The organism is Variovorax sp. W1I1 (genome assembly GCF_030815625.1).
GTDB lineage: Bacteria > Pseudomonadota > Gammaproteobacteria > Burkholderiales > Burkholderiaceae_C > Variovorax > Variovorax paradoxus_C.
On sequence record NZ_JAUSWZ010000001.1, the window covers coordinates 776138 to 802299 of the forward strand.

Here is a 26162-nt window from a genome sequence, read left to right on the forward strand (position 1 = left end):
TTGCTTGCAGGGTGGGGCGGTGCGACACCGCGCCCCACCTAAAATCGGCGGATGCTCGACATCACCCTGCTCCGAAAAGACCTGGCCTCCGCTGTGGCCGGCCTCGAAAAACGCAAGAAGAACCAGCCTTACCTCGATGTGTCGGCGTTCACCGCGCTCGAAGCCGAGCGCAAGACCGTCCAGACCCGCACCGAGGAAATCCAGGCACGCCGAAACGCTCTGAACAAGCAGATCGGCCCGCTCAAGGCCAAGGGCGAATCGACCGATGCGCTGATGGCCGAAGTCAACGCACTCAAGGCCGAGCAGGAATCGCAGTCCAAGCGCCTCGATGAGATCCAACCCGAACTGCAGGCCTTGCTGCTCGCCGTGCCCAACCTGCCGCACGCCAGCGTGCCGGTGGGCGAGGACGAGACCGGCAACGTCGAAGTGCGCCGCTGGAGCCCGCAAGGCGGCGCCGGCACCAATGCCACGCCGCTGGGCTTTGCCGCGAAGGATCATGTGGACCTCGGCGCACCGCTGGGCCTCGATTTCGAGATGGGCGCCAAGCTCGCCGGTTCGCGCTTCACCGTGATGAAGGGGCCGATCGCCCGCCTGCACCGCGCGCTCGCGCAGTTCATGCTCGACATCCAGACCGAGAAGCACGGCTATGCCGAGTGCTACGTGCCCTACATCGTCAACGCCGCCACGCTGAGCGGCACCGGCCAGCTGCCCAAGTTCGAAGGCGACCTCTTCGCCGCGAAGAAGGGCGGCCAGGACGGCGAGCCCGCGCCCGACCATTCGGCGCTCTACCTGATTCCGACCAGCGAAGTGCCGCTGACCAACTTCGTGCGCGACGAGGTGGTGGCCGAGTCGCAATTGCCGATCAAGCTCACGGCCCACACGCCGTGCTTCCGCTCGGAAGCCGGCAGCGCGGGGCGCGACACGCGCGGCATGATCCGCCAGCACCAGTTCGACAAGGTCGAGATGGTGCAGATCGTTCATCCCGAGAAGAGCTACGACGCGTTGGAGCAGATGACCGGCCATGCCGAGGCCGTGTTGAAAGCGCTCGAATTGCCGTACCGCGTGGTGCTGCTGTGCACCGGCGACATGGGCTTCGGCGCGACCAAGACCTACGACCTGGAGGTCTGGCTGCCGGCGCAGGACACCTACCGCGAGATCAGCTCGGTCTCGAACTGCGAAGCCTTTCAGGCGCGCCGCCTGCAGGCTCGCTTCAAGAACGCGCAAGGCAAGAACGAACTCGTGCACACGCTGAACGGCTCCGGCCTGGCGGTGGGACGCGCGCTGGTGGCGGTGCTTGAAAACCACCAGAACGAGGATGGTTCGATCAACGTGCCCGTCGCGCTGCGGCCGTATCTCGGCGGACTGGAACTGTTGCGCGGTTGAGTGCGAGGGCTTCAAAAGCCCAGTTTTTATCCGCTATAATCGTGGGCTCGACAGCACCGGAGAGGTGGCAGAGTGGTCGAATGTACCTGACTCGAAATCAGGCGTACTAGCGATAGTACCGAGGGTTCGAATCCCTCCCTCTCCTCCAGACATGCTTGCAAGCCATGGATTGATCGAAGCTTTTCAGCTCATCATTCCTTCGCAGGCAAAGCCACTAAAAAAGCCGCAGTGATTTCTCACTGCGGCTTTTTGCTTTTTGGGTGCCACTCATCCTGACTGATGGCTCGCTCGTTGATGCAGCAATGCAGATCGCGCTGTGCTTCGAGCGCAATGCAAGCTAGCGCTTGAGTGAACCCGTTGCTCTCGTGCGCGGCTTCGTCGCGACACGTGCCTGCGCCTCTCTCTTGGCCTTGGCCACATCGATCTCGCGTTCGGAATGGAGCTGATGCTTCCCACAGTTATCGCAGCGATACAGACGCAACCACGGCAGCATTCGCATCCACGTGCTGCGGTGCGTGCGCTTGAGATGGTCGATGCCGCATGGGCAGGCGGAAAACAGGTTGTGCATGGCGAGGCCGATCCGAATGTCGTGGGCCCCCCTTGCCAAGCTCTACGGCTTATAGGCATGTGTACTGCAGCGCAGCATTCTTCCAGCCATCTATGACCACGCCACTACCATGTTCGCGGTATTTGTAATCTTTGCTACTACATGCAGACTACTGCTGGCCGTTGACTCCCACGGGCGCGCCGCAGCTTCAAGAGCGTTCTATGCGCAGAGATGCGCGGTCTTGAACGAGTCAACTATTCAAAATCAACGTGCATTGCTTCCTGGCCAATCGGTTCAATTCGAACTCTAAAAGGTCGGGATACAGAGGCGTATCCACACGCACCTTTACCCGTCCGCGGGCATGCCAAGGCGACCAGCGGTGTATTGCGCTGGTACGATCAGGGAGAAAGTTAGCAATGACGAGCTTGGTTAACGACTCTTCGGAGAGAGAGCCAGGCGACTCTGATGGCGACTTTGGCCATCACTACCTTTTCACCAGCTCACGCATCTGCTTGTGAGTTTTCAGTGTGAAGCGTAAACGATTTTTTACAAAAAATTCGTCGATAGCCACTGAACCTGAAAATTGTGTGAAGAAACTGCGCACGGCCTCTCGCATGCGCTGCTGGTAAATATTGACTTCTGGGGGATCAGATTGAGAAGAAATTCAAACGTCTTGGCATGGGCGTTGGCACTTGCAGGTGCGATGGTGCTTCAAGGTTGCGCAATCGTGCCGGGCATGGGTACCGTGGAGCCCTACGACGGTCGGGAAGAGTTGCCCTCGCAGTTCCGCTACCTGCCCGACGCGGCCCCCGAAGGCGCGATTACCCCCATTTCCCTCGCGCTCGTGCGCACGCTGAACGAGACCGCGCCCAAGGGCGTGCCGCCCGAAGTGCAGGCTCTGTTCGGCAAGAGCGAGCGCTACACGATTGCGCCCGGTGACGTGGTGGGCGTGATCGTTTATGACCACCCCGAGCTGCTGCCCAATGCGGGCGCCGTCATTTCGCAGACCGCCGACCCGACCGGCGTCCAGGTGGCCCCCGGTTTCATCGTCGACTCCGAAGGCGAGATCGCCTTTCCGTACATCAGCCGTGTTCGCATCGCCGGCTTGAGCGAAAGCGATGCCTCCGATCTGATTCGCAAATTGCTGATGCCGCACATCGAGAACCCGCAGGTGACGGTGCGCATCCAGTCCTTCAGAAGCCGCCGTGCTTACGTAGAAGGCGAAGTGCGCAGCCCAGGTTCGCAGATCATCACCGACGTGCCTATGACGCTGAACGAGGCCATCAACCGGGCCGGCGGCATCACGACCAACGGCAACCTGTCTGCCTTGACGTTGATCCGCAATGGAAAGTCGATTCCTATCGACATGACCCGGCTGCGCGAGGCCGGCTACGACGGCAACAGCATTCCCCTCAAGAGCGGCGACACCGTTCGCGTGGCGCACCGCGAAGATTCCAAGATCTTCCTCATGGGCGAGGTCGTGGCGCCGCTGGCGTTGAACATGCGCAGCAACGGCCGCCTGAGCCTGAGCGAGGCGCTCGGCGAGGCCGGCGGTCCCCAGAATGCGACCGCCAACGCGGGACAGATCTACGTCATTCGCCAGGGGGCGACGGGCGCGCCTGCCGTTTTCAATCTCGATGCGAAGAATCCGGCCGCCATGGCGATCGCGAGCCAATTCCGGCTGCAGTCGCAGGACGTGGTCTATATCGACCCCGTGCCGCTGGTCAAGTGGAACCGCGTGGTCAGCCTGATCCTGCCGTCGGCATCGGTGGCCAACAGCGCCAGCGAGATTTACGTCAGGCATCGCTAGTCAGTCAGGGGAGCGGAGAGGGTTCACCACCGCCGCAACGGCGGGGCATGGACTCACCTGAATCGAAAGACATCAGCCGTGGGCGCTCGAATGAGCACGCGCGGCATGGCGGCAGGGCTTCTTTATCCAGGAACCAGGCCGTCAATTTTTTTGTTCCAGCCATCCATCATGCAAGCAGCACCAGCCATTCATTCAAATCAACCGATCGCGATCATTGGCCTGGGCTACGTAGGCCTTCCCCTTGCCGTGGAGTTCGGCAAGAAGCGCCCGGTGGTCGGCTTCGACATCAACGCCAAGCGCATTGCCGAGCTGCAAAACGGCCAGGACCACACGCTCGAGACCACGCCCGAAGAACTGAAGGCCGCTGCACAACTGGCCTTCACATCGCACCTCGACGACCTGCGCGACTGCGGCGTCTTCATCGTGACCGTGCCCACGCCCATCGACAACGCCAATCGGCCCGACCTGACGCCGTTGATCAAGGCCAGCGAAACCGTCGGCAAGGTGATGAAGGCCGGCGCCATCGTGATCTTCGAGTCGACGGTGTACCCGGGCGCGACGGAAGAGGTTTGCGTGCCCGTGCTGGAAAAATTCAGCGGCAAGAAGTTCAACGTCGATTTCTTCTGTGGGTACAGCCCGGAGCGGATCAATCCGGGGGACAAGGAGCACCGGCTGCCAACCATCAAGAAGGTGACGAGCGGTAGCACGCCCGAGGTCGCCGATGCGGTGGATCTGCTGTATCAACAGATCATCACTGCCGGTACCTACAAGGCGAGCAGCATCAAGGTGGCCGAGGCGGCGAAGGTGATCGAGAACACGCAGCGCGACGTGAATATCGCGCTCATGAACGAACTCAGCCTGATCTTCCGCAGGCTGGGGATCGACACGCTAGAGGTCTTGCAGGCGGCAGGTACCAAGTGGAATTTCCTGCCATTTCGCCCGGGGCTGGTGGGCGGCCATTGCATCGGGGTGGATCCGTACTACCTGACGCACAAGGCGGTGGAAGTGGGCTATCACCCGGAGGTGATCCTGGCGGGGCGGCGCATCAACGACAACATGGCTATCCACGTCGCGGACGAAGTCATCAAGCTGATGCTGCGCAAGAACGTGCCGGTACTGGGCAGCAAGGTCTTGGTGCTGGGTTTGACCTTCAAGGAAAACTGCCCCGATGTGCGCAACACCAAGGTGGTGGACATCGTGCGCACCCTGAAGGGCTACAACACGCAGGTCGACATCTTCGACCCATGGATCGACGTGGCCGAGGCCGAGCATGAATACGGTTTGCAGTGCTTGACCGAGATGCCTGCCGCTGGTCAATACGCCGCCGTCGTGCTGGCCGTGGGCCACCACCAGTTCGTGACATTGGGCGAAGCGGGTATCAAGGCGCTGGGCCAATCCGATGCCGTGCTGTTCGATGTGAAAAGCCTGTTGCCGCTGGGCGCCGCAGACGGTCGGCTGTAAGGTTAATGCCAGCATGAGCAAACCTAATTCAAGCCCAGCGGCCTACGACAAGCTTCGCGCTCGCTTGGCCACGGAGACCCACACGTGGCTCGTCACTGGCGTGGCCGGCTTCATCGGCAGCAACTTGCTTGAGCATCTGCTCAAGCTGAACCAACGCGTGGTGGGGCTCGACAACTTCGCGACTGGGCACCGGCGCAACTTGACCGAGGTTCAAACACTGGTGACGCCTGAGCAGTGGGCTAACTTCAATTTCATCGAGGGCGACATCCGCAACCTCGACGATTGCCGGCGTGCCATGGTCTTTCCCGCGGCCGATGCGTTGGCGGGTGGAAGTGGTGCCCCCGTGGAATATGTGCTTCATGAAGCCGCCCTTGGCAGCGTTCCCCGAAGCTTGGCCGACCCCATCACGACCAACGATGTCAATATCAGCGGCTTCCTGAACATGTTGGTGACTTCGCGGGACGCCGGGGTCAAGAGTTTCACGTACGCGGCCAGCAGCAGCACTTATGGCGACCATCCAGGACTGCCGAAAGTCGAACACACCATCGGCAAGCCTCTCAGCCCGTATGCCGTCACCAAGTACGTCAATGAGCTCTATACCGATGTGTTTGCCCGCTGCTACGGTTTCAACACCGTCGGCCTGCGCTATTTCAACGTATTCGGTCCTCGGCAAGATCCCAATGGTGCTTATGCTGCGGTGATCCCGAAATGGATCGCCAGCCTGGTGCGGGGCGAGCCGGTTCACATTAACGGCGATGGTGAAACCAGCCGTGACTTCTGCTTTGTCGCAAACGTCGTCCAAGCGAACCTGCTGGCTGCCGTTACGCAGGAGCCCGATGCTGTCAACCAGGTCTACAACGTGGCCGTAGGGGACCGCACCAGTCTCAATGAGTTGTACGCCCAACTGCGCAGCAAACTCCTGCCGCATTACCCGCATCTTCAAGATGCCCAGCCCGTGTATCGGGACTTTCGCGCTGGAGATGTGCGGCATAGCCTAGCCGATATCGGCAAGGCTCAGCGCCTGCTGGGCTATGCGCCCACGCAACGCATTGGCGAAGGTCTGGCCTTGGCCATGCCTTGGTACATGGCCCAAGAAAATTGATCGAAACAATACATGGCGTGCGTGAGTTGACGAACTTGGTGACGACGCGAATTCACATGCGATGAAAACCAACCTGCTCCAAGTCACTCGGCGCCCTTAGTCGCAATACCTCGAACCGAAGGAAACGCAGATGCCAAAGACACCACTGGCCCTTGTCTCGCCCGCGCAAGCAGCAACTGGCCTAGATGACGCTGACAAGGCGCCGCCCATCTATGTCACCCAGCCATCGTTGCCACCACTGGAAGAGTTCCTCCCCTACCTGCAGGAAATATGGGACAACAAAATCCTCACCAACGGAGGCCCGTTTCATCAACAACTAGAACAGGCTCTGTGTGACTATTTAGGCGTTAAGCACTTGGCACTCTTTTCGAACGGCACGTTGGGCTTGGTGACTGCGTTGCAAGCGCTACGAGTCACCGGTGAAGTCATCACGACGCCATATTCGTTCGTAGCGACCGCGCATTCACTGTTGTGGAACGGCATCAAGCCTGTGTTCGCCGACATTCATCCGGACACGCTGAACCTCGATCCGGCAAAGATTGAAGCGGCTATTACTCCGCATACGACTGCCATCATGCCGGTGCATTGCTATGGTCATCCGTGCGACGTAGAGGCCATCCAGAAGATTGCGGACAACTACAACCTCAGGGTGATCTATGACGCCGCCCACGCATTCGGCGTTCAGGATCAAGGTGGCAGCGTGCTGAGACATGGCGATTTGTCGGTTCTAAGCTTTCATGCCACCAAAGTCTTCAATACCTTTGAGGGCGGAGCCATCATTTGCCCCGATGCAAAGACGAAGCAGCGCATTGATCATCTGAAGAATTTTGGCTTTGTGGACGAAACCACGGTGGTCGCGCCGGGTATTAACGGGAAGATGAGCGAAATCAATGCAGCCTTTGGCATGCTGCAACTACAGCACGTGGGCGATGCACTTGCTAGGCGCAAAAGCATTGATGCTACATACCGCGAAGCGCTGCGAGACGTGCCGGGAATTCTTTGCTTACAAGACGCCGGGGAGCTGGTGGCCAACCATGCGTATTTCCCAGTCTTGGTGCAATCAAATTACCCAATAAGTCGCGATGCACTGTACCAGAGACTCAGGGAGAACAATGTCTACGCGCGCAGGTACTTTTATCCGTTAATCTCTGAATTTCCGATGTATCGAGGAATGGCATCGGCCCATCGAGAGAATTTGCCTGTGGCGACGGCTGTGGCGCAGCAAGTACTTTGCTTGCCAATCTACCCTAATCTTGCTAATGCAGATTTAAGCCGAGTAATTTCCATCATCGCAGCGCGCTGAAATGGAATGTTCCAATATGACTCTTCGAGTGAAGAAAATTTCACGGGAGAGGCGATGCCGTCTATGAAAATTGGCACCCCCCACTTCGCGATCGGAGCTCTTGGTAGATGTCGAGGTTTTGGAAGCCTAGGAACTAAAAGAATTTAAAGCAAATGGATCTTCATTTGCCTTGCTAGATTTATTATCCGCCGGAGCGAAAGTGACTAAAAATCTCCATCGCTCACCGGAAAAGTGATAAACCGTGTCTCTTAAACGCAATATTCTCGCCAGCTACGCGACGCAAATATACGTCACGCTTATAGGAATTTTAATTCTGCCCATGTATTTAAAATACATGGGCGCCGAAGCGTATGGCTTGGTTGGTTTCTTTACCATGCTGCAAGCGTGGTTCAATCTTTTGGACTTAGGTCTCACGCCCACAGTTGCGCGCGAAACTGCACGCTTCAGAGGTGGGGCACTCGATGCATTGAGCTATCGCCGTTTGTTGCGCGCACTGCAAGTCATTTTTTTGGCTATAGCAATATTCGGTGCTGTCCTAATGTTCGGATTTTCCGGACTGATTGCTAACCGTTGGCTAAATGCACAAACCTTGCCTTTAGCGGAGATTCAGCTGTGCCTGCAATTGATGGCTGGCGGAGTGGCATTGCGCTGGATGTCTGGATTTTATCGTGGATGCATCTCCGGCTCTGAACGATTAGTGTGGCTAGGAGGCTTCAATGCCTTCGTAGCCACGTTGCGCTTTGTAGGAGTTCTGCCAGTGCTGATACTGATTGGACCATCGCCTACGATTTTTTTCAGCTATCAATTACTGGTAGCTCTGATAGAACTGTTCGGATTGGTCGCAAAATCTCAGAGCCTTTTTCCTGCGATTCAACCCGACCAGATCATTGGATGGTCCATACGTTCGTTATTTATACCCATCCGGTCGGTGCTTCAATTTTCACTCACGATCGCTTTTACGACATCGGCTTGGGTGCTGGTAACGCAAACGGACAAGCTTGTATTATCCAAATTTTTACCGCTGGTCGAGTACGGCTATTTCACGTTGGCAGTATTAGCTGCAAGCGGAGTAACAATGGTCGGTGGACCCATCAGCAGTGCACTCATGCCGCGGATGGCGCGCCTACAGGCAGAGGGTGATGAGGCAGGATTGCTTCATCTGTATCGCAAAGCAACTCAAATAGTTGCCGTAATTGCCATACCTGCCTCCCTCGTGCTCGCTTTTTTTGCTGAACAGGTGTTATGGGTGTGGACTGGTGACGCGATAGCGGCCGCGCAGGCAGCTCCCGTATTGCGCCTGTATGCCCTAGGCAATGGCTTCTTAGCGATCGCCGCCTTTCCTTACTATTTGCAGTTCGCAAAGGGCGATCTTGTGTTGCACGTGCGAGCGAATGTTATGTACATCCTGCTGTTGCTCCCGACTCTCATATGGGCAACTTGGGTGCATGGTGCGAAAGGTGCGGGTTACACCTGGCTCATTTTGAATGCCCTCTACTTCTTCGTCGTCCCATTGCTGGTTCATCGGCGATTTCACAAGGGACTGCATCGTTTATGGCTCGGTAAAGATCTGCTCCCAATATTTTTCGCTTGCTCGCTCTCGGCTTGGATGCTGAGTTTCTTCTCATTTTCGAGTCACAGTCGATTTTTCGAATTTCTTCAGTTAATAAGTTTAGGGCTTGGCACGTTTATTTTTGGCGTGATCGCCATATTTTTGGCTCGTACGGCGAGAAAAATAATTGCGAAAAAGATGATCGATCGAGTGAAGGCGGTGTGATGCTTGCAAAACTATCTGTGTGTTTAATAACATACAACCAAAAAGACTACGTCGAAAACGCGTTGGACGGAATTTTGATGCAAAAAACAACTTTTCCCTTCAAGGTTTTTATACACGACGATGCGTCTACCGATGGGACGGCGGAGATTCTAAGAAGGTACAAGGAAAAGCATGGAGAGAAAATTCATTTGATCATTCGTGAAGAGAATGAATTCTCGAAAAATGGATTTTACTTTTTCAAAGATTTGATTGAGCGCACAGAGGGTGAATATCTGGCTATTTGCGAGGGTGATGATTATTGGATCGATTCATCGAAACTCGAAAAGCAGGTTGGCATACTTCAAGGTAATGAAAAATATTCTATGAGTATTCACAATGCGTTGAGGGAAAACGTCGTTAATGGTGAAAGAAGTTCTTTCAACAAAAAGAAGTTGCCACAAGAGATGGGAGTAAGAGATGTTTTGTTGCGAGGATGGTTTGCTCCTACTGCCAGTTTTGTATTCAGAAAGGAAAATGTTGTCATCCCGAAAATGCCGGGAGTCAACATGGATATTGTGATGCTATATCAGAATGCCACCAAAGGGATCATTCATTATTCGGAGGGGATTTCCTCCGTATATCGCTATTCGGCGCTGGGGAGTCTGTCTGAGCGATATCGGGATGACAGAAGTGCCTTATATAAGAAAAAGCTCGCCTTCCTTCGATATGTGGACCGTTCCTCGAAAGGTCGTTACGTAATTTATTCCTTTTTGGCGCGGATGAAAATTTTCGCAGCTATCGTTCTTCGCGCGCTCGGACTGAGATAGTAGGAATATGAAGTCGAGAAAAATCTCCGGATTCTGGGAAGCTGGACTTCTCATATTCATATTTGTCTACGTCTACCAGACGCCGATTGTTCCGAAAATTATATACCCCCTGGTGGAGCTTTTTATTCTCCTCATATTCTTGCTGCTGCGGGGGCAAAAGTGGATGTTGATTTTTTCGCAATTGAAGATGGAAAATGCGCTAGTCGCATTAATCGTTTTTTTAAGCGTGCTCAGAGATGGCCTATCGGGCGAGGCTGTCTATATTGATCGTTTTTTAGCTTGGTGGTTTCAAGCTTATATATTCGGCGCCGTAGTAGTCTATTTTCTCGTTCGCTATCGTTCGACAGAGGATGAGGATTTCCCACGGGCGGTATATATAACAGGCGTACTTTCTGCATGCATAACACTGATTTTGTACTTCTCGCCAAGTCTAGATGACTACTACAAATCAATTCAGCTCGATTCTTACTACGAAGTCTATTCCAATTTTGATCTTCGGTATCGCGCTTATGGATTTTCGGAAAATTTAACTTTCACTTACGGGTATCTCCTAGGAGTGTTCGCCGGATACTCGTTGCTGAAGATTGAGAAGAATTTCTTATTTATTCTGCCAACTGTTATTTGCTTGGCCGGTGCAGCCCTTAATGCGCGCATCGGATTCATTTCTTTCTTCGTCTTTCTCCTGATTCATTTGTGTTTGGGCGGAACATTAAAAAAGACGGTAAAAATCCTTGGTTTTATTTCGATTTTTTGTGGCCTTTTTTATATCTTGAATATTGATATAGGAGAGCAAGGGGAGTGGGTCGCGGCCTTTTTTAAGGAGTTCGCGAATTTTTTTGCATCGAATAATAATTCCCAAGATCAGGGAACTTTCGATCTAATATTTGGCAGTTTTATCGTCTGGCCCAACGGAATATCGGAGTGGCTCTTTGGAAGTGGGCGATCGTTGTTTTTAGATGAGAGAACGAATACGGATTTGGGCGTTTTCCTCCAGCTCAATTACGGCGGGATGTTTTTTTTGCTGGTCATTTTGATTTTTTCCGTGTATACGTCCTGGCGGATTTTCAAAATAATGACCCGACGCCATTGGTTTCCGTATATTTATACGTTCTCTATTTTTTTTCTGAACTTTAAAGGTTTTCTGTTTGCGGCTACGCCTGGAGGACGGCTGCTTTTTGTGCTCTATGCATATTATGTAATCAAAAAAAGCCGCATTGATCATAAAATTCGACCGACTATAGACACGGATGAAAAACCAAAATTGCTGCCCGTGTAATCAATCCGAGTTGATTGCTGAAAATTAATCGTATACCTTATCGCTATGGATCCTAACGCCTCAAAATTGGTACTCTACGTCGGGCCCTTTTCGTTTCCGTCTGGAGGCGCAGCGGCGCGCCGTATTTTAGGAAATTGCCAGGCCCTACAACAGGCGGGATTCAAGGTCGCCGTAGCATCTGGCCAGCCGGGCACAAGTGAGAATTTTTCGGAGTACAAGGGGATCAAGGTTTTATCTCTCGATGAGCGAAATGCCGAACATCTTCCAAGATGGCTGAAGCGGCTGGCGTATTTTCGGATGGGCTCGAAAACGCTTGAGTGGCTAGATTCATTACCGGAGCGTCCTTACGCGGTTATTTTATACAGCGGGTACTCTCCTTACCTACTGAGATTGATTCCGTGGGCCAAGCGAAATTCCGTGCGGCTTATTTTTGATGCGGTTGAGTGGTACGAGCCGGATTCTTTGTTTGCCTATCTTTCTCCTTATCAGTTAAACATCGAACTCGCAATGCGTTTTTTAACTCCGCGAGTTAAAAATACTATTGCGATAAGCAGCTTCTTGCACGATTACTACCTCAAAGGAGGAGGGCATAGTCTAAGAACCCCGCCTCTGCTGGACGTTCTTGAAACTGAATGGTCAGCACAGGAAAAGGACCGATTGGCTACGATGCAGCTTGTTTATGCAGGGTCCCCTGGGAAAAAAGACTTGTTAGATCGAATGCTTTGTGCCGTTCTAGAGGCAAAGCAGGAGGGTTTGAATTTAAAGCTATCCATTGCTGGCGTAGACCCAGATCATGCGGGTCTTTATCCTTCCATCAAAATTTTTCCCCCTGAGTTGGTAGCTTCCACCGTCAAATTTCTCGGGGTCCTTAGTCACGATGAGTCGATGCATCTTGTAAGGGGGGCGGATTATTCGCTGCTTCTGCGTAATGTAGCTCGCTATTCGAGAGCAGGATTTCCCACAAAATTCGTGGAGAGCTTCTCGGTGGGAACCCCCGTCATTGCCAACATTACCAGTGACTTGGGAGAGCATTTGATCGACGGCGCCACTGGATGGATTTGCGAGAAACCGTCGCCTCAGAGTTTGAAGGCCACGTTATTTAGAGCGGCAAAAATTAACAGAGAAAAGCATACGCAAATGCGTCAGGCCTGCCGGGATCAAGCTCTCCGGGCTTTTGATTATCGTAATGCTGCCAGTTCATTGACTCAATTCCTCGAGACCGCCAGAACTTTATAAACTATGTTTACCTCGAAGACCCTACTCATTACCGGCGGAACTGGTTCCTTTGGGAACGCGGTTCTCAAGCGATTTCTGAATACCGATATCGCCGAAATTCGCATATTCAGTCGCGATGAGAAAAAACAGGATGATATGCGCAAGCGCTATCACAACCCCAAGCTCAAGTTCTACATCGGCGATGTGCGCGATGCGCGCAGCGTGCAACAGGCCATGCGAGGTGTGGACTTTGTATTTCACGCCGCCGCGCTTAAACAAGTGCCGTCCTGCGAATTCCATCCTATGCAGGCGGTCCAAACAAATGTGCTGGGCACAGAAAATGTGCTGGAGGCCGCAATCGCGGCCAGAGTTCAGCGGGTGATATGCCTTAGTACAGACAAGGCTGTATATCCAATCAATGCTATGGGCATTAGCAAAGCGATGATGGAAAAGGTGATGGTGGCGGCTAGTAGGAATTTGGAAGGCTCGGACACCGTGATATGTGGTACTCGCTACGGAAACGTAATGGCTTCGCGAGGATCCGTCATTCCGCTCTTTGTGGACCAGATATTAGCTGGGATGCCAATAACGGTCACCGATCCGACAATGACGCGCTTTATGATGACATTGTCCGATGCCGTAGACCTTGTTTTGTACGCATTTGAGCACGGAAATAACGGCGATATCTTCGTTCAAAAGGCGCCCGCAGCGACGGTACAAGTGCTTGCTGATGCATTGTTGGAGTTAATGAATAAGGCCGGGCATTCGGTGCAGGTAATGGGCACACGACACGGTGAGAAGTTATATGAAGCCCTTTTGGGGCGAGAGGAGTTGGCGTGTGCCCAAGACATGGGTAGCTATTTCCGCGTCCCACCCGACGGACGGGATCTGAATTACGCAAAATTTGTAGAGCAGGGAGAACAGCGCCTAACTCAAATGGCTCATGGTGAGGATTACAACTCTCATAACACCACGAGATTGGATGTTGCAGGCATGAAAGCCCTGCTTCTAAAGCTTGATTTCATGCGACGTATCGCTGCTGGCGAAAATGTCATAGCAGAGGAGTGATGCAAATGAGTGGCAGCAAGAGAATTTTGATCACTGGGGCCGATGGCTTTATTGCTAGAAACCTGCGACTTGTTTTGGGCGAGCGCATTGATTTGCAGATTCACTGCTTTGGTCACTCGGACGATGTGTCCAGGTTGCCGGAATTGCTTCATGGCGTGGATTTTGTATTTCACTTGGCGGGTGTTAATCGGCCCAAGCATCCCGAGGAATTCTACAGCGGCAATGCAGCGCTTACACAGGCGCTGTGCGACGCATTGGCAACTGAAGTTGAACGAAGCGGACGCTGTCCATCAGTGATTTTCTCCTCCAGCGTGCAGGCAGCACAAAATAATCCTTATGGGTTAAGTAAGCGAGCCGCGGAAGATTTGCTATTTAAGCTGGAGGCCAGCCACGGAGTTCCAGTGCACGTTTTCCGTTTGCCAAATGTATTTGGCAAATGGTGCAAGCCAAATTACAACTCGGTGGTGGCCACTTTTTGTCACAACATAGCGCGCGATTTGCCAATTCAAATCAACGACCCATTGGCGCCCCTTACATTGGTCTACGTGGACGACGTTGTAGAGCGCTTCGTTCAATTACTTGACGGTGCGGATTCCCTGAAAGCAGATTCGGGTTTCTCGGTTATGACGCCCCAATACACGTCCACCGTGGGTGAGGTGGCGAGGCAGATCGAGGCGTTTCGCGAGAGCCGCTCCACTTTGGTGACCGAGCGCGTAGGTGGTGGATTCGTCCGTGCTTTGTATTCAACCTATGTAAGCCATCTCCCTGTGGAATTGTTCGCTTACTCTATATCTCAGTATGCTGATCCGCGCGGGGTATTTGTTGAGATGTTGAAAACACCGGATTGCGGGCAATTCAGCTATTTCACCGCACATCCCGGTATTACGCGTGGTGGCCATTATCATCATTCAAAAACAGAAAAATTTCTCGTCATCAAAGGTCGAGCAAAGTTCAGATTCCGGCACATGCATACCGGGGAAGTTTATGAGCTACTAACTGACGGCGATAAAGCAGAAGTTGTAGAAACTGTTCCCGGTTGGACGCACGATATTAAAAATATTGGTGCCGACGAGATGATCGTGATGCTCTGGGCGAATGAGATATTTGATCGAGCAAGACCAGATACATTCACATGTCCCGTGTGAGGAAGACTAAAAATGAAAAAACTTAAAGTAATGACCGTGGTTGGCACGCGACCAGAGATTATTCGGCTTTCTCGTGTATTGGTGCGGCTTGATGAGCAGTGCGAGCATATTTTGGTCCATACTGGTCAAAACTATGACTATGAACTCAATCAGATATTTTTCGACGATCTTGGTATACGTCGGCCAGATCATTTTCTGAATGCCGCTGCCGCCGGAGCTGCGCAAACCATTGGGCAAATAATTATTGCGATTGATGCGGTTCTGGAGTCGGAGAAGCCGGATGCTTTATTGGTTTTGGGAGACACGAACAGTTGTATGGCTGTGTTGCCTGCCAAGCGCCGAAAGGTGCCTGTATTTCATATGGAAGCCGGCAATCGGTGTTTTGATCAGCGCGTTCCTGAAGAAATAAACCGTCGTATAGTTGATCACACGGCGGATATAAATCTCACCTATAGCAGTATTGCGCGCGAATACCTGCTACGCGAGGGGCTACCTCCCGATATGGTAATAAAAACGGGAAGTCCAATGGCTGAGGTGCTGGCGCATTACCGGCAGAAAATTGAGTCCTCAGATGTGCTTGATAGGCTTGACCTGAGGGGAGAGAAATTCTTTTTGATAAGTGCGCATCGCGAAGAAAATATTGACTCAGACCGGAATTTTAACAAGCTCGTGCAGGTATTAAATACCATTGCCGAGCACGAAAAGATACCGGTTATCGTATCCACACACCCTCGTACGCAGAAAAGGGTGGATGCTATGGGGGTTTTCTTTCATCCCAATGTTCAGTTGCTCAAGCCGCTTGGTTTCACCGATTACAACCGACTGCAGATCTCCGCACGAGCGGTTCTCTCAGATAGTGGAACAATTAACGAAGAATCATCCATTTTGAATTTTCCTGCTTTAAATCTGCGAGAGGCTCACGAGCGTCCAGAGGCGATGGAAGAGGCCGCGGTAATGATGGTGGGATTGGATATCGAGCGAGTGCTGCAAGGATTGGCCATTTTGCAAGGGCAACCACGTGGCAATCAGCGGCTACTCCGACAGGTTGCCGACTACAGTATTCCAAATGTGTCGGAAAAAATAGTCCGCATTATTCATAGTTACACCGATTATGTGAATCGAATAGTTTGGAAGAAGTACTAAGTCAGAGTGATTAATTTGAGATTGAACCGCAAGGCTTTTAAGCACGGTGAGACAGCTCCGGTTTTGGGGTGGGTGAAGCGAATCTATTTCCGGTTTGGAAAGGTGTTGTCGTGATTGAATTGCGCTTTTTGCGGATTTCGGTTTTAGGCTTTTTGATTGTTCTGGAGAGCGCAAATGCATTTGCCTCCTGTGAGATCAAGCCCGCTTCGGATTTGGTCATTGATGTAAAAAGCGTAGGTGCCCGTGGTGATGGTTCTACCGATGACACGAAGGCGCTCCAAAAGGCTCTCGATGGAGTTTCGTTGCGCGGTGGAACAGTTGTGCTTCCAGTGGGCACTTACCTGGTTGACGCAAAGGTCGGGTTAAGGATAAAGAGTAATACGGTTTTTAAATTGTCTCAAGGTGCTATTATTAAGGCGATGCCGAATGCGGTGGACACTTTCAGTATTTTGCGCGTTTATGACGCCTCGAATGTCGCAATTGTCGGGGGACAATTGAAAGGTGAGCGGCACGAGCATCAAGGGAGTACTGGGGAATGGGGGATGGGCCTTTCTTTGCATGGGGCAAGCGACGTGGTTATTAAAGACATAATTTCCAAAGATAACTGGGGGGATGGTTTCTATGTTGGCGGGAAAAGCAAAAATATCCAATTTTGTTCCGTTGTTGCGGACGGCAACAGGCGGCAGGGGTTGTCCATAGTTTCTGGGGCTGGGATTTTGGTCACTGATTCTTCTTTCATTAACACTCGGGGCGTACCGCCTCAAGCTGGCATTGACATCGAGCCGAATGCCGATGGTGCTGTAAGCGATGTTCGGATAGTGAAATCTCAATTTCTCAATAATGCTGGCTCGGGGGTTGCTTCTTATTTATCTTCAAAATTCAAAGATGGATCCATTTCTGCCATTTCGATCGAAGGAAATTCATTCATGAGAAATGGTGCAGAAGGTGTTGCTATTTTCAATACCCTTGATGCCAAGGTTATTGGAAATTCATTTGAAAAAAGCAACAAGAAGGCAATTTTAGTTGATGAAAAATCGCGAGCTATTGTTGAGCAGGAAAATTCAACTAGGGATTAAGATGTTTCCTAGGTGTGGCGATATGTTTGGCGCCGATTTTCGCGAGAAAATGTGTTGACGCCTTTGTGTGCTTTGGCATCTATGGTGCTGCATGTATTTTTTCTGACTTTTTTAAATCGCCGACTGTTCTGATGAAGCGACTGTTGTTTGTTATTTCCGAGGATTGGTACTTCGTTTCCCATCGCCTTCAGCTAGCAATTCATGCAAAGGCTATGGGTTATCGCGTGGCCGTTTTATGCCGCGTCTCGACCCACGCCGAGCTGCTCAAAAAATCGGGTATCGAAGTTTTCCCGTGGCTCCTGGAGCGGCGTTCCAAGAACCCGCTGACCGAATGGCGCGCATTGCGCGGCGCGCGATCTGCCATCCGGGCGTTTCAGCCCGACGTGCTGCACGCCGTGGCGCTCAAGCCCGTGCTGTACAGCGCAATAGCCGGCAAGTCCCAAAAATCGGAGGGCAGAGTGTTTGCACTCGCAGGCCTGGGATATGTGTTTTCCTCGCAGAAGATGCTCGCAAGGTGTCTGCGCCCATTCATCGTCCAGGCGTTTCGCGCGGCATTTCGCAATCCCGCCACTCGCCTGATCTTGCAGAACCCGGACGACGCGCAGGTGTTGTCAAAGGCGAAGGTCATCGCGTCGGAAAAAATCCGGCTGATTCGTGGCGCCGGTGTGGATATGAACGCATTTCCGGCGATTCCGGAGCCTGAGCTCAATGATCAGCAGATGCTTGTCGTGCTGCCGGGCCGAATGCTCTGGGACAAGGGCGTGGCTGAATTCGTGGAAGCCGCGAGGCTTCTGCAACAGCGCGGCATCCGTGCGCGATTCGCATTGGTGGGCGGCCGCGACGATCACAACCCATCGTGCGTTCCGCTGCAGATGCTGAAGGATTGGGAATCGGAAGGTGTGGTGGAGTACTGGGGAAACCGCAACGACATGCCAGCGGTATTGGCCCAGGCCCACGTGGTGTGTCTGCCGTCCTATCGCGAGGGGTTGCCCAAGGCACTCCTCGAAGCGGCCAGTTGTGCGAGGCCGATCGTCACGTTCGATGTGCCCGGCTGCCGGGAGGTTGTGGTTCATGGCAAGAACGGGCTCTTGGTTCCGTTCGGCGATGTCGTTGCCTTGGCAAATGCGCTCGAAGCATTGATGGCCGATCGGTCGATGCGTGTGCAAATGGGCGCACAAGGGCGCCTGATGGTCCAGCAAGAGTTCTCGCAGGAGCTTGTTGCGGAGAAAACCATGCAGGTTTGGGAAGAGGTGCTCGCGTGAGGGTTCTCGTCACCGGCGCGACGGGCTTCGTGGGCGGCGCGCTCATCCAGCAATTGATGGCATGCGGCTTGTCGGGCGCTTCAGGCGCGGGTGCAGTGTCGGCGGCCTCGATCGAAATCGTTGCTGGAGTACGGCAACCGAGCCAGAGTTTGCCGGCCGCGATAGAACAGTGCACGGTAGGCGATTTGTCCAGCGACACCGATTGGAGCGAAGCGCTGCGAGGTGCCGATGCAGTCGTCCATTGCTCCGCTCGCGTGCATGTGATGCAAGACACGGCGCAAGATCCGTTGAGCGCTTTCCGTTCCGTGAACGTGGAGGGCACGTTGAACCTTGCCCGGCAGGCCGCCGCAGCCGGTGTGAGGCGTTTCGTTTTTGTCAGCTCGATCAAGGTGAACGGTGAAGCCACGGTGCCCGGGCGGCCTTTTCGGGCAGATGACTCCCCGGCGCCGCAGGATGCCTATGGAATCTCCAAGCACGAGGCCGAAGCAGGTTTGCGGCAGCTGGCCACCGACTCCGGAATGGAAGTGGCGATCGTTCGTCCCCCACTGGTGTACGGGCGTGGCGTCAGGGCCAACTTCCGCGCCATGATGGGTGCGGTGGCGCGTCGACTGCCTCTCCCGCTAGGCCGTATTGAACACAACCGCCGCAGCATGGTGGCACTCGGCAACCTGGTCGACCTGCTGGCGACCTGCATATCTCACCCGGACGCTGCCAACCGGACGTTCCTGGTTTCGGATGACGAAGACCTCTCGACTTCGCAGTTGCTGCGGCGCCTCGGGCGGGCCATGGGGCGACCGGCGCGGCTTGTGCCTGTGCCTGTGAGCTTGCTTGAACTGGGAGCCGCCTTGCTGGGTCGGCGCAGTGTTGCGCAACGACTCTGCGGCTCGCTGCAGGTGGATATCTCCGATACGAGGCAACGGTTGGGATGGGCGCCGCCCCTCAGTGTCGACGAGGGTTTGAAGAGTGCAGCGGAAGGGTACTTGAATGAAGCGTCTGTTTGATCTGGCTCTCGCGCTGTGCGCGGCCATGGTGTTGTTGCTGCCAGTGGCCGTTATTGCGCTGGCCGTGCGCCTTACCTCGCCTGGGCCGGCTCTGTATTGGTCCGACCGGGTGGGCCGCAACAACCGGATCTTCAAGATGCCGAAGTTCCGCAGCATGAGGATCGGTACGCCGGCAGTTGCCACGCATCTGCTTTCGGACCCCAAGGCGTACCTCACGCCTATCGGCCCATTTCTGCGCAAGAGCAGTCTGGATGAATTGCCGCAGCTCTGGAGCATCCTGATGGGGGATATGAGCTTTGTAGGGCCGCGTCCGGCGCTCTTCAACCAGACAGACCTGATCGATTTGCGGACGGGCCATGGCGTGCATTTGCTGGTGCCGGGGCTCACGGGTTGGGCTCAAGTCAACGGGCGCGACGAATTGCCGATTCCGGTGAAGGTTCAGTTCGACGCTGAATACCTGCAGCGCCGTTCCTTGGCATTCGACATCCGCATCCTGTGGCTTACCTTCGTCAAAGTGCTCAAGCGCGATGGCGTGACGCATTGATTGCAAGGACGACGATGGCAACGAAGCGTTTGCTGATCATCGGCACAGGCGGCCACGGACGCAGCGTTGCGGAAGCGGTCCTGCTCCGAAACGACTATGTGTTGACGGGCTTCCTCGACGATGCGGCCGAGTCTGCTCAACGCTTGTGGGACTGGCCGGTGTGGGGAACGACTGCCATGCTGGGCGCATACAGGAATCAGGTCGATGCGGTGTTCGTGGCCATCGGCAACAACGCGTTGCGCGAAACATTGCACCAGCGCGTGCAGGCGGAGGGGTTGGCTTTGGCCACGGTTATTCACCCCGCTGCCGCTGTATCGCACAGGGCGGCGATAGGCCAGGGCAGCGCCGTCATGGCCAGTGCTGTCGTGGGCACTGGCGGCGAGCTGGGGGAAGGCGTGATCGTGAACTGCGGTGCGGTTGTCGATCACGACTGCACGGTGGAGCCGTTCGGCCATCTGGGCGTGAATGCCGGGATGGCCGGTGGCAGCATCTTGGGGCGCCGTGCGTGGATGCAGGTGGGCGCCTCAATCGCCCAAGGGGCCAAGGTGGCCGCAGACCGTGTGTTGCTTCCGGGCGAGGTGGTGGCGCGTGCCTGATAGCACCACTCATGGCAGTAACAGCACGGCCCGGCAGCGTTTCGGTCGGGTCGCCCGCGTCGTGTTCTGGGCGTGTGCCGTCTCGGTTCTCGTGCTTTCGCTCGCGCCCGCCACAACTCCGATGCCATCCACCGGTTGGGACAAGACAAACCATCTGCTGGCTTTTGCAATGCTTGCCTTTTGGGCGCATCGCGCTTACCCAGGGCGCACCGCCGCCGCTCTTTTGGGGCTCCTCGCGTATGGCGGGCTCATCGAAGCACTGCAGGCTTTCACTCCTGACCGGTCTGCCGAGTGGGCGGACCTGTTGGCTGACGGCGTTGGACTTCTGTTCGGCGAGATGCTCGCTCGGCTGATGTGGCCGTGGCTTGCCAAGAGGCTTTCGGTTGACGGCCAGCGGGCGTAACAGCCACGTGACAACCAGCAACTAAAATGTCATCAAGAAAAGGGAGTTTCAACCGTGATTAATCGTCCTTTGCGGCTGTTCAATGCCGTTGGCCAAAGCGAGCGGCTCACGCGATGAAGTCCGTACTGGTCGTATGCATCGGAAACATCTGCCGCAGCCCGATGGGAGAAGCCTTGATCGCCGCTGCTTTGCCAAACATCAAGGTGTCATCCGCCGGCGTAGGGGCGCTTGTGGGCCAGCCCGCTGACGCATTGGCACGTGAACTCATGGCCAAGCGCGGCCTAGACATCGAGTCTCATCGCGCGCGGCAACTGACCAGCCGGATGTGCCAGGAAGCCGACCTGATCCTGGTCATGGACGAAGAGCAACGACTTCATATCAACGAGAAGCACCCGCTCACACGCGGTAAGTTGTTTCGTCTCGGCGAGGTCGCACGCGTCGACATCCCCGATCCTTATCGCCTGGGCCAGCCGGCCTTCGAGCGAGCCCTGAAACTCATCGACGACGGCGCCAGTGCGTGGGTCGAACGCATCAAGAAACTCTCATGACTGCTCTTGCTTCTACTCCGATGCCCACGGCTCCTATCGTTACCCCGCGCGATGATGACGATGTCATCCACCTGTCCGAATACCTCGACATCCTGATCGATCGCAAGTGGTTGGTGGCCGGCATCACTTTTGTCGCTGTTGTATTGGGTGTCGCCTACGCACTGCTATCTACGCCGATCTATCAGTCCAACCTGCTGATCCAGGTAGAAGACTCCGCGCCGGATGCGAAGAACTTTCTCGGTGATACCGCCAACCTATTCGACGTGAAGACGCCGGCGACTGGCGAAATCCAGATCATTCGATCGCGCATGGTCATGGGTGGCGCGGTGGAGGCAACGCGGCTGTACATCGACGCGCAACCGCATCGCATTCCTCTGATCGGCGAGTGGCTCTCACGACGTGCCAAGACTCTTTCGGACCCCGGATTCCTCGGGATGGATGGGTACGTGTCGGGTACCGAGGCAATCGGCATCGACAAATTCGATGTACCAGCCGTACTTGAAGATCAAAAGCCCTTCACGATCACTGCGCAGACCGGTGGCCAGTACACGCTCACGCATCCTGATCTTTCAACTTCGCTGTCGGGTACTGTTGGCACGCTCCTGAGCCAGTCGACGCCCGACGGCACCATCACGCTGATGGTGTCGAAGCTCGATGGAAAGCCTGGGGCCGAATTCATCGTTTCCCGTGCCTCGTTGCTAGCGACCATTGAGGACTTGCAGAAGCGGGCACAGCTCAGCGAGCAAGGCAAGCAATCAAACGTGATCAGCGTGACGCTGGAAGACAGCGACCGAGATCGTTTGCGGCGAATCCTCAACGAGATCGGGGCGCAGTATGTGCGCCAAAACATCGAACGGAAAGCTGCCGAAGCTGAGAAGACACTCGAGTTTTTGGACGACCAACTGCCTGAGTTCAAGAAGCAACTCGAAGGTTCTGAAGACGCCTACGCGAGCTTCCGGAACAAGAACGGCACCATTGCCTTCGACGAGGAAGCCAAGGCCATGTTGAATCAGACGGTGGAGTTGCGAAAGCAACTGCTGGAGTCAGAGCAACAGCGGCGTGACTTGCGCTCGCGTTTCACCGCAACGAATCCCAAGGTGGGCGTGATCGATGGTCAGATATCTGCCATCAATCGCGAACTCGCTCAAATCGACAACCGTGTGAGCGCCATGCCGGTCGTTCAGCGCGACGCTTTGCGGCTGGAGCGCGACGTCCGTGTAAACGGTGAACTCTACAAATCACTGCTCAACAGCTCGTTGCAGTTGCGGCTCGTAAAGGAGGGCAAGGTCGGTAACGTGCGCCTGCTGGATAAAGCGACCAAGCCAAAAAGACCTGTGAGGCCGCAAAAGCCATTGATCGTCGCACTGTCGTTGGTGCTGGGCCTGCTCGCTGGCATCGCCTTCGCGATCGTGCGCAGCAAGATGGCCAGCGGCATCAACAACCCGCAGGAAATCGAGGAGCGCCTTGGCCTGAACGTCTACTCCGTCGTGCCCCTCGCCATCGAGCAGGAGCGGATTGGTCAACGCATTGCAGGTGGCGTCGGTGGTGTCCAGGTGCTGGCCATTAACGAGCCGGAGAGCCTGGCCGTAGAAAGCTTGCGCAACCTGCGCATCTCCCTCCAGTTGGCCTTGATGGAGACCAACAACAACCGCGTACTCATCACCGGCGCCACGCCAGGTGTCGGCAAGAGCTTCGTTTCAGGCAACTTCGCGGCCATCATGGCCGAGGCCGGCCGGCGCGTACTGCTGGTCGACGCCGACTTGCGGAAGGGCCACCTGCACACAGCCTTCGGCCTGCCGCGCAAGGGCGGGCTGGCCGACATCCTCTCTGGTGACATGACCAGCGAGCAGGCGATCCACAGCCAGGTGACGCCGAACCTCGACGTTCTCACCACGGGCAACTACCCGTTCAATCCGGCCAGCATGATGCTGTCGTCTACCTTGAGGGAATTCCTTGAAGCCATGTCGGCCCGCTACGACCTCGTGGTGATCGACAGTCCGCCAGTGCTGGTGGCGGCCGATGCCGCAGCGGTGGCGGCTCACGCTGGCGCGATCCTGTTGGTGGCACGCGACAACCTCACGCAGATCGGCGAACTCAGCGAGAGCGTCAAGCGCCTAGCCCATGCAGGCCAGCGGGTCAGCGGCGTTGTCTTCAACGGCATGGATCTTTCACGCCGGCACTACGGCAGCTATGGCTATAAATACGGTGGTTACCGGTACACCGAATACAAATACAAGGACGCCGCTTGACGCGTCAGCCGTGTCCTACCGGCCGCGGTGACGTTATCCGACATTGGATACACACGTTAACATTTTAGAGGGAGTTGATACCCTGAATAGGGGAGGCAAGGGCGGGACCTTCGGAGAAAATTGTTGTTCGCTAAAACAACTATTAACTCTAAGTGCGATCCCTCATCAACCGCCTTGCAGCACCCTTGCTTGCGTTGCCCCGCCCTGCCAAACGCCTGCTGGCGCTGGCTGTCGATGCCATGCTTTGCGTCCTGTGCGTGTGGGTGGCGTTCAGCCTTCGTTACGAGCAGTGGGTAACCCTTCGCGGGGTTCAATGGACGGCGGTCGGCGTGGCGATCATCGGCGCGCTCCCTCTCTTCATTGTTTTCGGGCTGTACCGGGCCATCTTCCGTTACGCCGGTCCTGCCGCATTGATGGCCGTCTTGCGGGCCTGCACGTTCTTTGGCATCGGCTACGGGCTCGTGTTTTCCGTGATCGGTGTGAGCGGTGTACCGCGGACGGTCGGCTTCCTCATGCCCATGCTGCTGTTCCTGACGGTGGCGAGTTCGCGCATGCTGGCGCGTTACTGGTTGGGCGGCATGTACATGAGCGCGCTCGACCGAAAGGCACTGCCGCAAGTAGTGATCTACGGTGCCGGCGGCGCCGGGGTGCAATTGGCTGCTGCATTGACCCAAAGCCGCGAGATGTCGGTTCGTGCCTTCATCGATGACGCAAGGCACCTCCAGGGCAACACCCTTCATGGCCTGCCGATCCACTCCCCCGATTGGCTCAAAGACAACGCCGCAAGACTGGGCATTACCGATGTGTTGTTGGCAATGCCTTCGGCCAGCCGTGCGCGTCGGGCGGAGATCCTGAACCAGTTGCTGCCTCTGTATCTTCACGTGCGGATGCTTCCGGCACTCGCCGATCTGGCCAACGGGCGAGTGCAAGTCCACGATCTGCTCGAGGTCGACATCGAAGACCTCTTGGGGCGTGACCCGGTCGCGCCGAGAGGCGATTTGCTGCACAAGAACATCCGCCATCAAGTCGTGCTGGTCACGGGAGCGGGCGGTTCCATTGGCAGCGAGCTGTGCCGGCAGATCGTGCAGCTTTCGCCGAAGACGCTGCTGCTGGTGGAGATGAACGAGTTCGCGCTCTATGCCATCCACCAGGAGCTCGAAGCATTGGCGCCGCAGATTCATGTGGTTCCCTTGCTTGCTTCGGTATGCGATGCGGCACGCTTGCGCGACGTGATGCGTGCCTGGCACCCGGACACCGTCTATCACGCCGCCGCCTACAAGCATGTGCCGCTGGTTGAGCACAACCCCATCGAAGGTGTGCGCAACAACGCGCTGGGCACGCTCACGGCGGCGCAGATCGCGATGGAATGCAAGGTGCGCCGCTTCGTGCTCATCAGCACCGACAAGGCGGTGCGCCCGACCAACGTCATGGGCGCCAGCAAGCGGTTGGCCGAGATGACGTTGCAGGGTCTTGCGCAACAAAAATCGGGCACCTGCTTCTCGATGGTTCGCTTCGGCAATGTGCTGGGCTCCAGCGGCTCGGTGGTTCCGCTGTTCCGCCGGCAAATCGAAGCAGGTGGCCCCATCACGCTGACGCATGCGGACATCACGCGCTACTTCATGACCATTCCAGAGGCGGCGCAACTGGTCATCCAGGCCAGCGCAATGGCCGAAGGCGGCGATGTGTTCGTGCTCGACATGGGCGAGCCGGTGCGCATCATCGACCTCGCGCGCCGCCTGGTTGAACTGTCGGGGCGCACGGTGCGAGACGAGAATTCGCCCGATGGCGACATCGAACTCCAGATCACCGGCCTGCGGCCCGGCGAGAAGTTGTACGAGGAACTGCTGATCGGCGACAACGCCTTGCCGACCTCGCACCCGCGCGTGATGAAGGCGCACGAGCCTTGCCTGCCCGAGGAAGAGCTTTGGCGCCAGTTCGACGTGTTGACCGCCGCGCTTCGCAACAGCGACGTGCCGGCCCTCAAGCGCACGCTGCAGCAGATGCTGCCCGGCTACCGCGCGCATGCGGAAGTGGTCGACTGGGTGCATATGGAGCGGGAGCGGAATCGCCTGGCGGTGACCGTGGTGGGTCGCGACGAGGAAAGCGCGAACTCGGACATGCCTGTGGCTATCGCGCTTTGAATAGGATTCAGGCGATGCAACGGCATAAACTCTTTGGGCGCTTGCGGTTGTTTCGATAGACTTCGTAACCAAAGCTGCCGCAGCTGCTGCTTGGCATGAAGTGGCGCGAGAGGACTTCGGGGTGGCGGGCGATGCCACTACTGACGATACGACCGCACTACAAACGGCAGCCAATGATGCGGTAGGTAAGCGCTTGGTGCTCTCATGAGTTTATCGGCTGTCATCTGCAGGCCTCACCATCTTTCCTATTCGCACATCGTATTCATTTTCGGTGCGCGTCTTGAACTGCTTGCTCGTTCGGCCGAGGGG

22 protein-coding genes and 1 tRNA gene are annotated in these 26162 nt (G+C 55.4%); 22 read left to right on the forward strand and 1 reads right to left on the reverse strand.

Annotated elements, in window-relative coordinates:
• Positions 1-51 precede the first annotated feature (51 nt).
• On the forward strand, positions 52-1383 hold the full coding sequence (gene serS / locus QFZ83_RS03845) for a serine--tRNA ligase (RefSeq protein ID WP_307502850.1): 1332 nt from the start codon (positions 52-54) through the stop codon (positions 1381-1383).
• A 58-nt stretch (positions 1384-1441) separates the two neighbouring features.
• Positions 1442-1531 (forward strand) — tRNA-Ser (locus tag QFZ83_RS03850).
• Between the two features lie 189 nt (positions 1532-1720).
• On the opposite strand, the gene QFZ83_RS03855 is transcribed toward QFZ83_RS03850, so the two are convergent.
• Complete coding sequence (locus QFZ83_RS03855) at positions 1721-1951, reverse strand: hypothetical protein (RefSeq protein ID WP_307502855.1); 231 nt, start codon at positions 1949-1951, stop codon at positions 1721-1723.
• Between the two features lie 715 nt (positions 1952-2666).
• Between QFZ83_RS03855 and QFZ83_RS03860 the strand changes: the two genes are divergently transcribed.
• From QFZ83_RS03860 to QFZ83_RS03955, 20 genes are all read left to right on the forward strand, one after another.
• Positions 2667-3740, forward strand: a complete 1074-nt coding sequence (locus tag QFZ83_RS03860) for a polysaccharide biosynthesis/export family protein (RefSeq protein WP_307512622.1) — start codon at positions 2667-2669, stop codon at positions 3738-3740.
• Between the two features lie 168 nt (positions 3741-3908).
• Entirely contained in the window at positions 3909-5201 is a 1293-nt protein-coding gene (tviB, locus tag QFZ83_RS03865; protein ID WP_307502857.1) for a Vi polysaccharide biosynthesis UDP-N-acetylglucosamine C-6 dehydrogenase TviB, read from the forward strand.
• A 13-nt stretch (positions 5202-5214) separates the two neighbouring features.
• On the forward strand, positions 5215-6303 hold the full coding sequence (locus QFZ83_RS03870) for an NAD-dependent epimerase/dehydratase family protein (RefSeq protein WP_307502860.1): 1089 nt from the start codon (positions 5215-5217) through the stop codon (positions 6301-6303).
• A 130-nt stretch (positions 6304-6433) separates the two neighbouring features.
• Positions 6434-7606 carry a DegT/DnrJ/EryC1/StrS aminotransferase family protein gene (locus tag QFZ83_RS03875; RefSeq protein ID WP_307502862.1) on the forward strand — a complete coding sequence of 391 codons (1173 nt, stop codon included), beginning with the start codon at positions 6434-6436 and terminating at the stop codon, positions 7604-7606.
• A 241-nt stretch (positions 7607-7847) separates the two neighbouring features.
• The gene (locus QFZ83_RS03880; RefSeq protein ID WP_307502864.1) at positions 7848-9380 is read left to right on the forward strand and encodes an oligosaccharide flippase family protein; all 1533 of its coding nucleotides are present in this window, start codon (positions 7848-7850) and stop codon (positions 9378-9380) included.
• Complete coding sequence (locus QFZ83_RS03885) at positions 9380-10186, forward strand: glycosyltransferase (protein WP_307502866.1); 807 nt, start codon at positions 9380-9382, stop codon at positions 10184-10186. Before QFZ83_RS03880 ends, QFZ83_RS03885 begins: the two co-directional genes overlap by 1 nt.
• A gap of 7 nt (positions 10187-10193) precedes the next feature.
• Positions 10194-11462 carry a hypothetical protein gene (locus QFZ83_RS03890; RefSeq protein WP_307502869.1) on the forward strand — a complete coding sequence of 423 codons (1269 nt, stop codon included), beginning with the start codon at positions 10194-10196 and terminating at the stop codon, positions 11460-11462.
• Between the two features lie 45 nt (positions 11463-11507).
• Positions 11508-12698 (forward strand): glycosyltransferase, encoded by a 1191-nt coding sequence (locus tag QFZ83_RS03895; protein ID WP_307502872.1) that lies wholly within the window; start codon positions 11508-11510, stop codon positions 12696-12698.
• Between the two features lie 3 nt (positions 12699-12701).
• Positions 12702-13745: a polysaccharide biosynthesis protein gene (locus QFZ83_RS03900; protein ID WP_307502875.1), complete on the forward strand. Its 1044-nt coding sequence runs from the start codon at positions 12702-12704 to the stop codon at positions 13743-13745.
• A 5-nt stretch (positions 13746-13750) separates the two neighbouring features.
• Entirely contained in the window at positions 13751-14890 is a 1140-nt protein-coding gene (locus QFZ83_RS03905) for a capsular polysaccharide biosynthesis protein CapF (protein WP_307502879.1), read from the forward strand.
• 12 nt (positions 14891-14902) lie between these two features.
• A complete protein-coding gene (wecB, locus tag QFZ83_RS03910; RefSeq protein WP_307502882.1) occupies positions 14903-16033 on the forward strand; it encodes a non-hydrolyzing UDP-N-acetylglucosamine 2-epimerase in 1131 nt (376 codons plus the stop codon).
• Between the two features lie 110 nt (positions 16034-16143).
• Positions 16144-17109, forward strand: a complete 966-nt coding sequence (locus QFZ83_RS03915) for a glycosyl hydrolase family 28-related protein (protein ID WP_307502885.1) — start codon at positions 16144-16146, stop codon at positions 17107-17109.
• A gap of 131 nt (positions 17110-17240) precedes the next feature.
• Positions 17241-18371: a glycosyltransferase family 4 protein gene (locus QFZ83_RS03920; RefSeq protein WP_307502888.1), complete on the forward strand. Its 1131-nt coding sequence runs from the start codon at positions 17241-17243 to the stop codon at positions 18369-18371.
• Positions 18368-19372: an SDR family oxidoreductase gene (locus QFZ83_RS03925; protein WP_307502891.1), complete on the forward strand. Its 1005-nt coding sequence runs from the start codon at positions 18368-18370 to the stop codon at positions 19370-19372. The genes QFZ83_RS03920 and QFZ83_RS03925 overlap by 4 nt, the downstream gene beginning before the upstream one ends.
• Positions 19356-19916: a sugar transferase gene (locus QFZ83_RS03930; protein ID WP_307502894.1), complete on the forward strand. Its 561-nt coding sequence runs from the start codon at positions 19356-19358 to the stop codon at positions 19914-19916. Before QFZ83_RS03925 ends, QFZ83_RS03930 begins: the two co-directional genes overlap by 17 nt.
• Before the next feature lie 14 nt (positions 19917-19930).
• Positions 19931-20512 (forward strand): NeuD/PglB/VioB family sugar acetyltransferase, encoded by a 582-nt coding sequence (locus QFZ83_RS03935; protein WP_307502897.1) that lies wholly within the window; start codon positions 19931-19933, stop codon positions 20510-20512.
• The gene (locus tag QFZ83_RS03940) at positions 20505-20915 is read left to right on the forward strand and encodes a VanZ family protein (protein ID WP_307502900.1); all 411 of its coding nucleotides are present in this window, start codon (positions 20505-20507) and stop codon (positions 20913-20915) included. The genes QFZ83_RS03935 and QFZ83_RS03940 overlap by 8 nt, the downstream gene beginning before the upstream one ends.
• A gap of 113 nt (positions 20916-21028) precedes the next feature.
• The gene (locus QFZ83_RS03945) at positions 21029-21463 is read left to right on the forward strand and encodes a low molecular weight protein-tyrosine-phosphatase (RefSeq protein ID WP_306880821.1); all 435 of its coding nucleotides are present in this window, start codon (positions 21029-21031) and stop codon (positions 21461-21463) included.
• A complete protein-coding gene (locus QFZ83_RS03950) occupies positions 21460-23712 on the forward strand; it encodes a polysaccharide biosynthesis tyrosine autokinase (RefSeq protein WP_307502903.1) in 2253 nt (750 codons plus the stop codon). The genes QFZ83_RS03945 and QFZ83_RS03950 overlap by 4 nt, the downstream gene beginning before the upstream one ends.
• A 239-nt stretch (positions 23713-23951) precedes the next feature.
• Positions 23952-25853 carry a nucleoside-diphosphate sugar epimerase/dehydratase gene (locus tag QFZ83_RS03955; protein ID WP_307512623.1) on the forward strand — a complete coding sequence of 634 codons (1902 nt, stop codon included), beginning with the start codon at positions 23952-23954 and terminating at the stop codon, positions 25851-25853.
• Positions 25854-26162: the final 309 nt, after the last annotated feature.